Source organism: Shewanella psychropiezotolerans (genome assembly GCF_007197555.1).
Classification (GTDB): domain Bacteria; phylum Pseudomonadota; class Gammaproteobacteria; order Enterobacterales; family Shewanellaceae; genus Shewanella; species Shewanella psychropiezotolerans.
Genome location: NZ_CP041614.1, coordinates 1,724,480 through 1,738,858, shown reverse-complemented (window position 1 = coordinate 1,738,858; position 14,379 = coordinate 1,724,480). Strand labels below are relative to the sequence as shown.

14 protein-coding genes and 1 pseudogene are annotated in these 14,379 nt (G+C 43.6%); 4 read left to right on the top strand and 11 right to left on the bottom strand.

Features of this window, described 5'->3' with window-relative positions:
• Nucleotides 1–93: 93 nt before the first annotated feature.
• Nucleotides 94–480 (top strand): annotated as a pseudogene (locus FM037_RS07730) (hypothetical protein); the annotation flags it as partial.
• 550 nt (nucleotides 481–1,030) lie between these two features.
• On the opposite strand, the gene FM037_RS07720 reads toward FM037_RS07730, so the two are convergent.
• The 7 genes from FM037_RS07720 to FM037_RS07690 form a co-directional block, all read right to left on the bottom strand.
• Nucleotides 1,031–1,450, bottom strand: coding sequence for a VOC family protein (locus FM037_RS07720; protein WP_144045517.1), 420 nt, complete (start codon nucleotides 1,448–1,450; stop codon nucleotides 1,031–1,033).
• Between the two features lie 209 nt (nucleotides 1,451–1,659).
• On the bottom strand, nucleotides 1,660–2,604 hold the full coding sequence (gene rho, locus FM037_RS07715) for a transcription termination factor Rho (RefSeq protein WP_144045516.1): 945 nt from the start codon (nucleotides 2,602–2,604) through the stop codon (nucleotides 1,660–1,662).
• Between the two features lie 121 nt (nucleotides 2,605–2,725).
• Nucleotides 2,726–3,343: a transglycosylase SLT domain-containing protein gene (locus FM037_RS07710; RefSeq protein WP_144048880.1), complete on the bottom strand. Its 618-nt coding sequence runs from the start codon at nucleotides 3,341–3,343 to the stop codon at nucleotides 2,726–2,728.
• Nucleotides 3,344–3,471: 128 nt separating this feature from the next.
• Nucleotides 3,472–3,867, bottom strand: coding sequence for a hypothetical protein (locus tag FM037_RS07705; RefSeq protein ID WP_407695654.1), 396 nt, complete (start codon nucleotides 3,865–3,867; stop codon nucleotides 3,472–3,474).
• 129 nt (nucleotides 3,868–3,996) lie between these two features.
• Complete coding sequence (gene gshA, locus FM037_RS07700; protein WP_144045514.1) at nucleotides 3,997–5,604, bottom strand: glutamate--cysteine ligase; 1,608 nt, start codon at nucleotides 5,602–5,604, stop codon at nucleotides 3,997–3,999.
• Between the two features lie 200 nt (nucleotides 5,605–5,804).
• The gene (locus tag FM037_RS07695) at nucleotides 5,805–8,639 is read right to left on the bottom strand and encodes a M16 family metallopeptidase (RefSeq protein ID WP_144045513.1); all 2,835 of its coding nucleotides are present in this window, start codon (nucleotides 8,637–8,639) and stop codon (nucleotides 5,805–5,807) included.
• Nucleotides 8,640–8,730: 91 nt separating this feature from the next.
• Nucleotides 8,731–9,153, bottom strand: a complete 423-nt coding sequence (locus FM037_RS07690) for a YqaA family protein (protein ID WP_144045512.1) — start codon at nucleotides 9,151–9,153, stop codon at nucleotides 8,731–8,733.
• 262 nt (nucleotides 9,154–9,415) lie between these two features.
• Between FM037_RS07690 and FM037_RS07685 the strand changes: the two genes are divergently transcribed.
• From FM037_RS07685 to FM037_RS07675, 3 genes are all read left to right on the top strand, one after another.
• Nucleotides 9,416–10,672: a dicarboxylate/amino acid:cation symporter gene (locus FM037_RS07685; RefSeq protein WP_144048879.1), complete on the top strand. Its 1,257-nt coding sequence runs from the start codon at nucleotides 9,416–9,418 to the stop codon at nucleotides 10,670–10,672.
• Between the two features lie 227 nt (nucleotides 10,673–10,899).
• Complete coding sequence (locus FM037_RS07680) at nucleotides 10,900–11,085, top strand: hypothetical protein (RefSeq protein WP_144045511.1); 186 nt, start codon at nucleotides 10,900–10,902, stop codon at nucleotides 11,083–11,085.
• A gap of 171 nt (nucleotides 11,086–11,256) precedes the next feature.
• Nucleotides 11,257–11,592, top strand: a complete 336-nt coding sequence (locus FM037_RS07675) for a PBPRA1643 family SWIM/SEC-C metal-binding motif protein (protein WP_144045510.1) — start codon at nucleotides 11,257–11,259, stop codon at nucleotides 11,590–11,592.
• Nucleotides 11,593–11,707: 115 nt separating this feature from the next.
• Here the strand turns inward: FM037_RS07675 and FM037_RS07670 are convergent, their stop codons facing one another.
• From FM037_RS07670 to FM037_RS07655, 4 genes are all read right to left on the bottom strand, one after another.
• Nucleotides 11,708–11,905 (bottom strand): hypothetical protein, encoded by a 198-nt coding sequence (locus FM037_RS07670; RefSeq protein ID WP_144045509.1) that lies wholly within the window; start codon nucleotides 11,903–11,905, stop codon nucleotides 11,708–11,710.
• A 274-nt stretch (nucleotides 11,906–12,179) separates the two neighbouring features.
• A complete protein-coding gene (locus FM037_RS07665) occupies nucleotides 12,180–12,362 on the bottom strand; it encodes a hypothetical protein (RefSeq protein WP_144045508.1) in 183 nt (60 codons plus the stop codon).
• A 440-nt stretch (nucleotides 12,363–12,802) separates the two neighbouring features.
• Nucleotides 12,803–13,117: a response regulator gene (locus tag FM037_RS07660; protein WP_144045507.1), complete on the bottom strand. Its 315-nt coding sequence runs from the start codon at nucleotides 13,115–13,117 to the stop codon at nucleotides 12,803–12,805.
• A gap of 38 nt (nucleotides 13,118–13,155) precedes the next feature.
• The gene (locus FM037_RS07655; protein ID WP_144045506.1) at nucleotides 13,156–14,355 is read right to left on the bottom strand and encodes a sensor histidine kinase; all 1,200 of its coding nucleotides are present in this window, start codon (nucleotides 14,353–14,355) and stop codon (nucleotides 13,156–13,158) included.
• Nucleotides 14,356–14,379 lie beyond the last annotated feature (24 nt).

Here is a 14,379-nt window from a genome sequence, read left to right as displayed (position 1 = left end):
ATTGTCACTTGCCTGTATGGCCTCCCTTGTTCAAAGTAGAAGTGCACCACTCTCCACCAAGAGATAGGCTATCCGCGCTAAAATGGCTACTACACTTCAAATTTCACTAGCATTAAACTGCGTATCAAGGCAACGATACAAGGTGAGCAGCCAACATCACTGCAGCCCTTTGTCGGCAACGAGCATAAAGCAATGCCTAAAGGACTCATGTTCAGTGCTAAAGATTATCTGCAACTTGTTGATGATACAGGGCGAATAGTCAGAGCTGACAAGCGAGGCTCTATGAGTCAAGAGTCGGCTAATATTTTAAATAGACTTAATATCCCGCAAGAAAACAGGATAAAGCTGACCACAGAGTTTACCAAGATTTTCAAAGAGCCCGTGGGCAACACCCAAGAGTTAACTGTCTACTGTGAACATCTTGACCGCAAACGTAAGCAAGGGGCTGCCAACTGTCATCGATGGCTAGATAGCGCTTAATCAAGACCCTATATACCCAATTTAAAGTCATTTTTTCATACATAACCAAACCCTTGTTTGGGGTTTATGATGTTTTATTTTTAAGGAAATAGTCGATATTTCACTCATAACAGACTATTTGAGTATCGTTTGGTCTGTAATACCAATCGGTATAAAGGTGTGGTCACTCAGCAAGAGTTTAGCGCTTCAGAGGCAAGGCAACGAGTGAGGAACATAGTTATTCTACGTTTAAGTTCGTTAACGCCGTATCGGAAGTGCTAAAACTCGCCTTTCAGGAGTGTTTTTGGCAGCCTACTTCTGTGTTGAATGAGTTCAAAAGGGATCACCATTCCCTCACTCATCCACCTTGAATTATGCAGTCAAAAATAACTCTGAGTTGGCCACTTTCTTATACCGATTGGTATAAGTGGGCGGATTGATAAATCGAGGAGTTTATCTAGATGTGTTCGGCATTGACGATCTTGCTTAGAATAAGAATGGATGATGGGATGAACGCTCCCTAATTCGGCTCTGCTAAGTCCTTATAACTTGCCAATTATGAATGTCATGTTCAATCGACTTTGAACAATATTTTAGGATTAACCATGGTTTTCATTTCAAGAATATTGCCGTTCGGGTCTTCAATAAAAAAGGTTTCCTGTTCATATTTACTGTCTATAAAGCGACGATAAGGCTTGTCTAAATAGGCAATGCCAGCCGTTTCAATACGCTCTTTTAAGGCTTGAAACGCCCCATCAGGTAAATGTATACCAAAGTGGGGAACGAGGACGCTACCCATGTCCACTTCATGGCGTACTTTTGGCAAACGTTCTTCGCTTTGGTGTAAGGTCAATTCGTTGCCCCAAAAATCAATATCTACCCAATGGTCCTCCTCGCTATTGCCACTCTTACAGCCAAGTACATCGCAATAAAACTTTTTAGCCACATTTAAATCGCCCGCTGGAATGGCAAGATGAAAACAGTTGGTCATAAATGTCCCCTTGTTTTGTTTTATTTTAAACGCATGAATTAAATAGCTACTCTATTTTATAGAACACCAATCCATAGAACTCTACTTTAAAGCCAAATTTAATAAAAAGAGCTGCAATGCTTTGTTGCGCTGAGTAAAGACGCACGCGCTTTATATACCATATGTATGTTAAATAGAGGTTGAATTATTAATTGAATAAATTTAGCGAACTAACTATTCAACAGTTCAGCATTTGTTGGGTATTTCTCAAGTAACTCAACAAGTTTCCTAGCACCCTCTACAGGTTTAAGACCGGTAAGCGTCCTGCGCAACACGGTTACCTTTTCGAGCTCTTTCGAATTGAGCAGCAGTTCCTCACGACGCGTGCTGCTTTTAGCAATATCCAGCGCGGGAAAAATTCGTTGATTTGCAGCCTCACGCGATAAAACGACTTCCATATTACCCGTACCTTTAAACTCCTCAAATATCACCTGATCCATTCTGCTACCAGTATCAACCAGTATGGTTGCTAGAATGGTAAGCGAGCCACCATGCTCAATTTTTCTCGCTGCGCCAAACAATTTTCGTGGTATTTCCATCGCTCTAGCGTCAAGCCCGCCCGATAGGGTACGACCGCTGCTCCTTTGATTGGCATTATGTACTCGTGTCAGTCTTGTCAGAGAATCAATGACAATCATTACATCAAAGCCTTCACCTGCTTGCCGGCGAGCGACTTTAAGAAGGTCATTAGCTACACGAACGTGTTGGTCATAGTTTTCATCCGTGGATGAGGCGTATACTTGTGCCGGTACGCTGCGCTTAAAATCCGTCACCTCTTCGGGACGCTCATCAATGAGTAACGCATAAAGCTTTATTTCTGGATAAGCCTTCCCCACCGACTGACAAATATGTTTTAACAGGGTGGTTTTTCCGGAGCCTGGTGGAGCAACAATTAAACCTCGCTGCCCCATTCCTATTGGCGTGAACAGATCCATAGCTCGGGTGGAAAGTTGCTCAGAGCCTAATTCTAGGCGAATACACTGATGAGGATTGATGGCTACGCCATTTATAAAACGCTCTTGTGGGTCAACGTGAGGTACAACCTTGGCCACTTGCTCGACTTGTTTGGCGACCTTTTTTCTTTTCACATTCAAAGTTAATATTTTTCTTGTCATAATATCGGTTTATCAATAAAGGAATAAAGGTGTCAGAGCGAATAAGGTCAGATCTTGGCAGAACCAACAGGGATTTACAGAGCCAGGCTAGGAGGTTTCCCAACCCGACTAATATTTATTGCTAAGCGAAGAAGAGACGCCATAACCAGGAAGAGTCGAGATCTTCTTTACAGGTCTTATATTGTGCGGCGTAGCGCCTGGATCTGGCATCGACCTTAGCCGCAACCTTGATCAACCAGGCTTTCTGGTTATAGCTCTTTCGCTTATAACCACCCCAACCTTCGTGGTAATTCAGATACTGATTTCTGGCATCCCACTTAGAGACTCCGTTGATTTTATGAGTTTTATAGATAAACCAGCCCATAAAGTCCATGGCATCGTCGAAATTACTCCGACTTGACCAGGAGTTACCCGTCTCCCTGACGTAATCGTCCCAGGTCATGGTCTTAGCCTGAGCATAGCCATAGGCATCACTGGCGCGTCCAATGGGAATGAAGCCGAGAAAGTACTCCATAGGCGGCGCAGCATTGTGCTTAAAAGAGCTCTCCTGATACATCATGGCCAAGGGGACATGGACAGGCACACCCCACTTCTCTTGGGTTTTCTGTGCGGCGCTATACCAGTCGCGATTTTCCTGATAGATGGAGCATAAATTTTCAGGGTTTTCCGGCGGAGCCGTGGCGCAACCTGAGAGTAATAATGCCAAAAAAGCTGCTGTTAAAACCGAAAAGCCTTTCATAAGTGCGGATACCATGTGTAATGCTAAATTAAGTCATGAAACGAATCAAAACGTTAGTGTCACACCCTTAGGTTAAAGAAGCAATTATCCAAGCTCAAAAGTATCGAGTATTAACGTTATGTCACAGGTTACTTCACGGGTAATTCACACTCATGCGCTTCTTCAAGCCAGATCACCGGCTGCCAAAACCCAGAGTCATTGCCACGATAGCGTTTACCTGTATTAAATTTAGCCGCAAAATGATACCTGCGGTTAGCTTCGACTCTGATCACTAAGTCTTTAGGCGTCCTGGCAGCTAGCTTCACTTTCAGAGATGGCGCACTGATCAACTCGGCAAAGGTAAAGGTATGTTCACCGGGCGAGATCCGATAGTTTGGCTTAGAGATGACAGGCTTGCCGTCTAAATGAGTCACGACGGCTCTATAGAAATCTTGGCTTTGATCTGGATCGAGATAACCTGAGACTACACCACATCTAAGACCATCATCGGGCTGTGAGGCACAGCCCGAAAGCAACATAAACATGGAAAGTAGAACGAGTAATGGTTTCAAATCTTCACTCTCAACGAAAAGTTTTATCTAAGCCATCATTAAAATATCGACAGATAAGCTCAAACCATAGGCTAAAAAGTATTTAGCCTATGGTATTGCAACCTATGAAGGGATAGCGACCTGTTGTGCCGGTTTGTTCGATGTTTCATCTCGGAAATAATCTTCCAGAAAAGCCTCAAAACTTTGGCTAGACTCGGCCTCCATCTTAGCTTGCTTAGACAAGGAGTCTAACGCAGCCTGTTTGTATCGGGTGATGACTTGCTCTGGTAGTTCATATTCACTCAAATCTTTATAGTACTGCTTGGCTAAGCTCTTGACCCAGCAACCATGATCAATTTGACTCTCCAGCAAGTGCGACATGACCCTTCCAGAAAGGGTTAAATCAGGATCATTGACCGCAGCTAACCAGGTATCTAATGCCTGACGGTAATGATTTTCACCATCTTGATCCAATAGTTTGGCAATCGAAGTCAAAGATGAAAACATCTGCTTCATCCAATCGGTAAGGAGAACAGCGTGTCCATTATTGCTTAATTCCAGACCCGGCTTACGCCCTTCCATAATGACTCGGTTCAAGTTAGCGGATATTTCGGCTTCTTCATTCTCTCCCGATAAGGGGGAATCACTTAACAAACAATAGAGAAGGAACATGTCTAAGAAGCGTACTTGAGATGCTTCTATGCCTATCGCGCTGTATGGGTTGACATCCAGGGCTCGAACTTCAATATATTCCACTCCGGCTCGCGCCAGTGCCTGCGAAGGTTTTTCACCATCGAGAGTGACTCGCTTAGCCCGGATTGGCGAATAAAATTCATTCTCTATCTGCAGTACATTGGCATTAAGCTGCCTAAATTCTCCATCGACCTTAACGCCAATTTTCTCAAAATTAGACGAGGGCATGTTGATGGCATTTTGCATCCCTTGCAGAAACTGATCCAAAGAATCATAACTGATGCTTAAGCTGTCTTGCTCCTTATTGGTATAACCAAGGTCACTCATTCTCAATGAGGTGGCATAGGGAAGATACAAGGTCCCCTTGCCCATCTTCTCAAACTCGATGTCTGTCTGCTGGCCTTTAATGAACGAGCTACACAGGGCTGGGGAAGCGCCAAAAAGATAAGGCAACACCCAAACCATGCGTCGATAATTACGTATAAGTCCTAGGTAGGACTCAGAGATGAAATCGGTTTTGGAACTCTGCTGATCGCTTAAAAGGTACAACTTGTCCCAAAGCGGCTGAGATACGGAGAAGTTAAAATGAACCCCGGAGATAATCTGCATCTGAGCGCCGTATCGATAGGTTAATCCCTTACGATATAAGCGTTTCATCTGTCCTGAATTTGAATTGCCGTATTGAGCAATGGGAATTTCGCTCACATCACCGACATAACAGGGCATACTCACAGGCCATAAACCTTGTTGATTAAGGTTTTGCACCGTAAATGCGTGGGTATAGGTCAGATCTTCCAGCAAGTCATCGATATCACTGAAAACAGGAGTGATAAATTCAAGCAAAGACTCACTATAATCTGTCGTTATCCTCGAATGAGTGAGCGCGGCACCTAGTTCTCTAGGGTGAGCATCTGTCGCCAGCTGACCTGACTCACTGATTCTTAATGCTTCGCGTTCTATACCGCGTTGCATCCCCTGTAGTGCTGCACGCCCCTCTGAGTCAGAGAGTTGTTCGATCGATGTATTGAAAGAGTTCAATATTTTATTCTCTAATTTTTGTCATCATTTAGGCTTGTCTGGATCAGACCCGCTAACAGTGCATTTTCTTTCATTAACACAATCGACGGTGGTTAACTCTCTCAGGCAAGTCATCTTTATCTAAGCCATAAAGCAGCGACATCCACTTCTAACGAGATGCCGCAACTTACTACCATTAGATATATGGCCTAATTCAGCGATTACAACTCTAAATCTTCCACCGGATAACCGAGTGCTTTAATATCCGCCTCGATCGACGCCTTATCACCCACGATTAATACCAGCATACTCTTAAGATCTAACTGTTTTCTAGCCAGCTGATTCAATTCATCTTTGCTGATTGAATTAGTGATCTTAGTTTGTTGCTTGGTGAAGTCAGCATCGAGCTGATAACGCTGTATGCGGCGCATGAAGCCCGCTTTTTGATAGGGCGTCTCATAATCCAGTGCATTTCCTTGAGAAACTGAGGCCCGCATAAATGCCAACTCCTCATCAGTCATTCCTGACTGGCTGTACTTATTAATCTCATTGAAAAATTCCACCAGGGCCAGAGATGTCACATCCGTTCTCACGCTTGCCTGGGCTTCATAAACCCCCTGCTCAATGCCACCAGCAAAGTAACTACGGGCACCATAGGTATAACCTTTATCTTCGCGTAAGTTAAGGTTTATACGACTATTGAAGGCACCACCTAAGGGATAATTCATCAGATAAGATTTAAAGTACTCTCCCGTTGCATCATAGGGCAGCGCACGCTTACCAATTTTAATGACAGATTGCGCGGCGCCGGGCTTATCTAAAATATAGATCTTGCCCCCTTGGAGTTGAGGTAGATCTGCCAATTTAGGCAGAGGCGTAGCTTCGCCTTTCCAATGACTAAAGCCAGCTAACTTACCCATAATTTCGGATTCACTCAGATTACTCACCGCAATAATTTGTGCATTACCGGCTCGATACTGCTTTTGATAGAAAGCGTTAATATCATCTAAGGTTAACGAGGAAACAGACTCTAAGGTGCCGCTACTGCTCACCCCCAATGGGCTAGCACAGCCATACATCAAACTATCGAAAGCCGTATTGGCCAAAAAGTTAGGATCAGACATCATGTGCTGCAGACTCTGCAGTTGCTGCTGTTTCAGTCGGTCAAAATCTTCAGCCTTGAACGCCGGCTCAAATAATCGCTCCTGAGCAATAGCCAGTGTCTCATCGAGGCGTGAGGTCAGGCTCGAGATTTTCACATAACTCTGATAGGCACTGGAACCGAAGGTGACACTACTGCCTAGCATCTCTAATGCTTGAGCAAGCTCTTCTGAACTGCGTTTCTTACTCGACTCATTGAGCATGGCAGCGGTTAAGCCTGCAAGCCCCGCATCTTCGACCGGCACTAATCTATGACCGCCATTAAGATAGATGATGAGCTCGACCGTGGGCGTCTCCTCACTCTCTGTGCCCATCACCTGGATATTGTTAGCCAGTTTTCCAGTCCACAATTGGGGAACCTTAAGTACAGGTGCTGGTCCCGCAGCTGGCATTATGGTGCGATCGAAAGCCGAAACAATCTGCTTATGATCAGCCACCCCTTCTACCGCGGTGTTGGACACCGTTAGCTCTGGGGGCGTGAAAGTATCTTCATGGGCGATAAGCTGTTCTTGTCCCTCGGGAACCACGCTCATGACCACCATAGGTTTGTTCTTAATATATTTGTCGAATACCCGCATCACATCGGCCTTAGTCACGCTGGCGTAGCGCTTTAGATCCGATGAGATCATGTCGGGGTTACCGGAAAAAGTCTGGTTAAATGCTAAGGTAGAAACTTTACCCGATACGCTCTGCAAGCCAAAAATCGTCCCGGCTTCAAACTGCACTTTGACCTTCTCCAAGTCATCATCGGTAACACCACGCTGCTCAAATTCGGCAATGGATTGCTTCATTAGCTTCTCGATGTCGGCTAAATTACCTCCTTTAGCAGGATTAGCCAAAGCATACATAGAGAACTGACAAGCCAACTCCTGACAAGGGTGACTCACACCGGCCTGCACCGCATAGCCATCTTTAACCAGATTCTTGTAGAAGATTGAGGTCTTGCCGCCACCTAAGATATTAGACAGCAGATCTAGGGCAGCCTCATCCTGATGACGGGCGTAAACTGTTGGAAAGGCGATACGCAGCAATGGAAGATGAATCTTATCTTCCATTGAGATATAGCGAGTCTTATCTAAGGTCAATAAGTACTTCTCATCGGCTTTAACTGCAGGACCTGCTGGGATCTCACCAAAATACGTGTTAACCCAAGCTAAAGTCTGAAATTCATCGAAATTTCCACCTATGGTGAGGGTGGCATTATTGGGGCCATACCAACGCTGGAAGAAGTGTTTCACGTCATCGAGATTGGCGCGTTCCAGATCATCCGGCCAGCCTATGACAGGCCAAGAATACTGATGACCTTGGGGATAAAAAGCTTGATTAAACTGCTCGCCCATTCGCCCGTATGGCTGATTATCGATGCGCTGTGCTCTCTCGTTCTTAACGGTCTCGCGCTGAACTTCGAACTTCTCTTCCGTTAAAGCTGGCAAGAAGAATCCCATACGGTCAGACTCGAGCCAAAGCATCTTCTCAAGCTGGTTACTCGGCACAGTCTCGAAATAGTTTGTTCTGTCGGTATTGGTGGTGCCATTCAGTGTACCACCGGCCTCGGTGACGGTTTTGAAATGCTGCTCGTCGCCGACATGTTGTGATCCCTGAAACATCATGTGCTCAAATAGATGAGCGAAACCCGAACGGCCTTCAAACTCTCTGGCAGAGCCCACATGATAGGTCACATCCACATGGACTAAAGGATCTGAGTCGTCCTGATGGAGAATGACGGTGAGTCCATTGGCAAGCTGATACTTCTTGTAAGGGATCCCAATCTCAGACTCGGCAACCTTAACCGTTTCTAACAAGGTCACTCCCGCAGGAAGATTGACTGGTGACTCTTGGCTGGCACACCCCGCTAAAGCAGCTGAGATGGCTACAGCTAATATCCATTTTTTCACTTTCAAATCCTTAATATCAAATTATCTGAAGTAACATTACCCAATCTAGAGCAGTCGCCGCGACCAATATAGAAGGTACACTTTTACCTGTCTATAACCAATGAAGTGCAAATGCGGCGACTAAAAAATAACGCACACTTTTACCTATTAATATCATCAGAGTCGATCTGAGTAAGGGAAGTTTCATCCACCCTGCTAATAAACACAATAAATCGCCGATAATCGGAGTCCAGGCTAACAATAGGGCCCAATATCCATATTTCTCGATGAGGGCAATAGAGCGCTTATATTTTCCTTTAGCCATCTCCTCCGGACTGCGGGCAAAACGACCTAAAGTCCCCAGATAATAACTGGTTATCGATCCTAATGTATTACCCACACTGGCAAGAATAACGAGAGCCAACCAGTTAGAACTGTCATCATTGAGTAATGCTACCAGTAAAATTTCTGATCCACCCGGTAACAAGGTTGCAGCAAGAAACGCCGCACTAAACATCAACCATAACTCTGTCATAAATGCTTACCTAATGAAAAAACGCAATTTTTTGTGATAAACCCAGTGAAAAAAACCATGTTACTCAAGTGTTAACCTTTAAAGTTATTAAAACAAACTTAATTATCACAATAAGTTATAACGAAATCGGTTTGTTTTGCAAGCCACTCTGTCTATACAATGCAGCATCGGATAATTGTCTGATCTAATTTTGTTCTAAAAAGGCTTAGGCAAGTATTCAGCGCTTTTTTGAATGTTAATAATAAAAATCACTTGGAATTACATAATGTGGCAAACCATTAAACAGATCCCTTTTTGGCAGAAAGTCTTAGCAGGCTTTTTTTTAGGGGCAATGATAGGGGTGATCTTTGGCGAGTCAGCCACAGTACTTAAACCCTTAGGCGACCTCTTTATCGGCGCCATCAAGATGTTAGTGGCACCTTTGGTATTTTGTGCCATCGTTGTTAGCATCACAGCACTAGGCTCACAGGTGAGCTTGAAGCGTTTAAGTTTTAAAACGTTAGCCATGTTTATGTTTACCGGTACTTTAGCCTCCTTAATAGGCTTAACCGTAGGCTCGCTTATCGACATGGGCGGCAGCATGGATCTGGTTGCAACGGAAGTAAGAGAGCGTCATGTTCCCGGCTTTGTACAAGTATTGCTGGATATGATCCCGGTCAATCCTTTCGCCTCTCTGGCCGAAGGCAAGGTATTACAGATCATAGTGTTTGCGGCATTGATAGGCATAGCCATCAACAAGGTAGGCGAGAAGGCTGAGCCATTAAAACGCACCTTCGAAGCTGGTGCAGAAGTCATGTTCCAGCTGACCCGTATGGTCCTCCAATTGACTCCTATCGGTGTCTTTGGCTTGATGGCCTGGGTAGTGGGCGAATATGGTCTGTCTACCCTGTTGCCTTTAGGTAAGTTCATCGCCGCCATCTATATCGCAGCCTTTATCCATATCATCTTCGTCTATGGTGGCTTGATTAAATTTGTCGCTAAACTGAGTCCCCTCCAGTTTTTCCGTAAAGCCATGCCGGCACAAATTGTTGCATTTACCACAGCTTCCAGCTTCGGTACTCTACCGGCCAGTACACGCTGCACCGAGTCCATGGGTGTTTCGAAACGCTATGCCTCCTTCGTATTGCCTCTTGGCGCAACCATGAACATGGACGGTTGTGGTGGCATTTATCCTGCGATTGCAGCCATATTTATCGCACAAATCTACGGCATTTCACTGGATATGACCGATTACATGCTTATCGCAGTGACTGCAACAGTAGCCTCAGTAGGCACGGCAGGTGTACCAGGTAGTGCTATGGTGATGCTATCCGTGACTCTGGGTGTCGTCGGTTTACCATTAGAAGGCATCGCCTTCATCGCTGCCATCGATCGTATTATCGATATGATTAGAACCAGCACCAACGTCACTGGCGATATGATGACAGCTGTGGTCATAGGTAAGTCTGAAGGGCAACTTGATGAAGAGCAGTTCTACGCCGCAGAAGATGAGCCCCTAAAGCAAGAAGCAAGAAGCTAACACCTGCTAACCCTCAGTGTTAAAACAAGCCGCGATAGCGGCTTGTTTTCGAATAGCCTGTTCAAAATCCGTCTGCTGATATTAGAAGCAAAGGCAAAGCCCTTTATGCTATGTTAGATGTTCTAGAGATACGACTGAAAGATCAGATATTTAGTAGGATTGGTATTATACTTACCCCATCTTAATCTTGGCTTACAAGCCTGACTTGCAACACTGAAGGATACACAATGGCAAAAGTCTTTCTGCTCCCTATTTTTCTTTGTCTCTTATGGACACTTTTTTTGCATTTCAACGGTGTGCCCATTAAGCAAGGAAAGAAAGGTTTCATCTATATCATAGCCATTAGCGCGACGGTGATCCTCTCCCTGGGACTGTTACTCTGGGTGACTGCCGAGCAAAATATTCGCAGTTAATTTTCTGCTCTACACCCATAACCTTGTCTCATCAGTTTAGTATTTAGCGCCGTTTAACTGTCTAATAATCGCTATCGAATAGGGATTAATTGGAAATCTTGCCGCGTTTATAGTATAAGCTCACACAAATCTGCTTTATCTCATTTCTAACCGTTAACTCTGGAACAAATCATGTCAGATAAGTTTTTCTTCATGGGGCGTAAAACTCCAAAACCTAAGCACGAAAGCTATGGCTTTAACACTAAACGCACCCAAAAAGCTGGCACCAGTCAAAATCCACTGAGTCTATCCGTGGTTTCAGATGAGCGTAAATCAGAGGTAGAGGCCATTCTTGAGCAGCATGGGCTACTGGCGAACATAGAGGTCAATGCTGAGGGGGTTGAAGATATCATCGAGCTAGATGGCATCTTGAACAAGCCTGTCACGACTCGATTCGAGAAAACACCCAACAGGAATGATCCTTGCCCCTGTGGTAGCGGTAAGAAATATAAGAAGTGCTGTGGTTAGGACGTATTAACTACCGAGCAATGCAATAAAGCTACTGAACTCTCTGGGACAGTGGCTTTATTTTTATCGGTCAACTTATCGCTTTCTAAAACTATCGCATATGAATATTCCGCTTCTATTCTTTATTGACCAAGCTTTCTGAGATACACGTTAAGTGCATCTCTAATTCACCTTCCGTTGTAGGCATAGTGTCTAATTCAAATGATAGCGGGCTGCTACCGTTAAGCATGAATACCGCCGTCTCTCCATGGTCATAATGAAACCATTTCCCGTTGATACAAAGATCTGTATAGCAATTCGGCAATAACTCCATGGGTACACCTCTTATTGTTTTACGACATCTGGCTGCCGTCTGGTCATCTTTATTCGAGACTGTCTTAGCAACTAAAAGTTGTCACTGTGATTTGGATCACCTTTATAAGACCTCACATGACCTAGAGATGTCTTGATCTAAATCAAGCACGGATGCATTAGAGAATTTGAAATAAAATCACAGATAGATAAAACACTAAAAATCATTTTTCATCAGTTCACATTTAGATAGATACATCAGTTAAGAGGCGTTTTATAGCTGAATATATTAGGGGCTACAAAAAGGTTTTCATACCAGCATCTTTATCTTGCATACGTAAGGTTAGTCCTGTCGAAGACAGAGAAAGAATATCTCCCACAGGTCTATCTGAGTGATCTGTTAAGGTTACATTGAGCGGTGTTTGTACACGCCAACTACGATCGCTTCCATTGATGTCTATAATTTCTGGGGTACCCAAATTGGGCTTGAATTCCCCAAACTCATCAATATCTAGATGCAGTGGGATCCATAACTTATAACCTTATCCTTCGGCCAATAGTGATAAATTAGAATGTTGTAATATAGTGGCCAACCTATTGGGGATCTGCGTTTGAACCGAAAGAGTTCGAGAACTAACGGCGTCGGTTTGGGTCGGTTTATTTGAGAAGAGTTCCTTGAAAAAACCAATTCATCTGCTGAGAAATCCATATCTGCTTCGATGTAAAAAAAGGTGCGTTGATTATAAAGCCATCAATCCTTTGCTTCAATCTCACCATAGCTTTAGTCGAGATTATTTAATCTGAGTTAATACTTATGTGATCTACATCACCTAATAACACGGACATACTCATGCTTTCGTTTACTACAGCCACTGATTTTAAATCACTTAGCCAGAGATATTTCCAGATAAGAACAAAATCAGTTCATTAATCTAAAGCAGATTTTTTTGATAAGTTGCTCAAAGTCGAAGGGTTTAAGCATCACCTCATCCATACCTGCTAACTTACATGTCTGAGTTACCTCCTCAGAGACACTCGCCGTCACAGCAAAGATAGGCACCCGATTGCCATTAACTTCCATTTTACGTATTGCTTTTGTCGCGTCAAAACCATCCATGACAGGCATAAGACAGTCCATCAAAATCAAATCAATGTCGTGCATTTTGAAAAGTTCTACCGCTTGAGCCCCATTTTCGGCGAGGTATAATTGAGTATCTAACTCCTCAAGAGGCATTCTGATTATTTCCCTATTTAGCGCTATATCATCCACGATCAGAATACTTTTCCCTTGATGATAGAAGCATCATGGCTGCGCGTTTCTTCTACACAGTGTCCCTTGCCAACGACAATGTCATGGCTTATATCCAAAGATAAATTGATAATAAACTGACTGCCTGCATTGGGGAGACTTGTTACATTAATAGTCCCCCCCATTTTTTCTACCAAGTGTTTACAAATCGATAAACCAAGGCCTGTTCCACCATACTCTCGGGTTGTAGAAAATGAATGCTGAATAAATGGATCAAAAATATGCTCAATTCTCTCCTCGGAAATACCGATACCTGTATCAGCCACTTTAAATGTCAGCTCACAAGATTTACTTATCCTTGATCTAAGCTCCAAGATGAAATTAACCTGTCCCTGATGCGTAAATTTGAGGGCATTGTTAACTAAGTTAATTAAGACCTGCTTTAACCTAATATCATCGACCATGACCAAAGGGATATCAGGACTCATTTGGGTATGGAACTCGACATTATGATCAGATAAAAGCTGATCACCACAAATTTTCGACACTTGAGTCATGATAGATGCCAGATCAGTGACTACCGGATGTAAAACTAACTCCGACGATTCTATTTTTGAATAATCCAGCACCTGATTGATCACTGCCAATAATTGCTGTCCTGAACAGTTTATAGTCTCCAAATAATGACTCTGAGAACTTGTTAAGCATGATCTACCTAGTTGCTGCACCATACCTAATATGCCGTTCAACGGGGTCCTTAATTCATGGCTCATTGCAGCAAGAAACTGATCTTTAGCGCTATTTGCCGCTTCCGCCTTTAACTTTTCCTCTAAGAGTAACTGGTTATTTTTCTCTAATAAAATGGCATGATTTTTAACTAATGCCTTCAAATGCTTATCAGAATTATTGACTGAAGCTTGAATAAGCAAGAACTCTTGGTTATCTAATAGAGAAATGGTACTGCAAATAAATTCTATTGTATCCTCACGAGAATGAATTGAATACGCTTGGAAAAAGCGATATTTTCGTTTTTTTTCAATCGAACGCTTAATGCGAACTATATCCTCAGCGTTAATGTGATCACTTAAATAGTTTTGGTTCGGCCCTAACTCTAACCAAGCAATCAGAGCTGAATTGGCCTCCAAAACCTCTAGAGTTCCCACAGAACACAAGCCGACGCCATGATCCATAAGGTCAAATAGCTCAAACGTTAATGGCCGCATATACTCATCCTAAGTTCAGTGCGA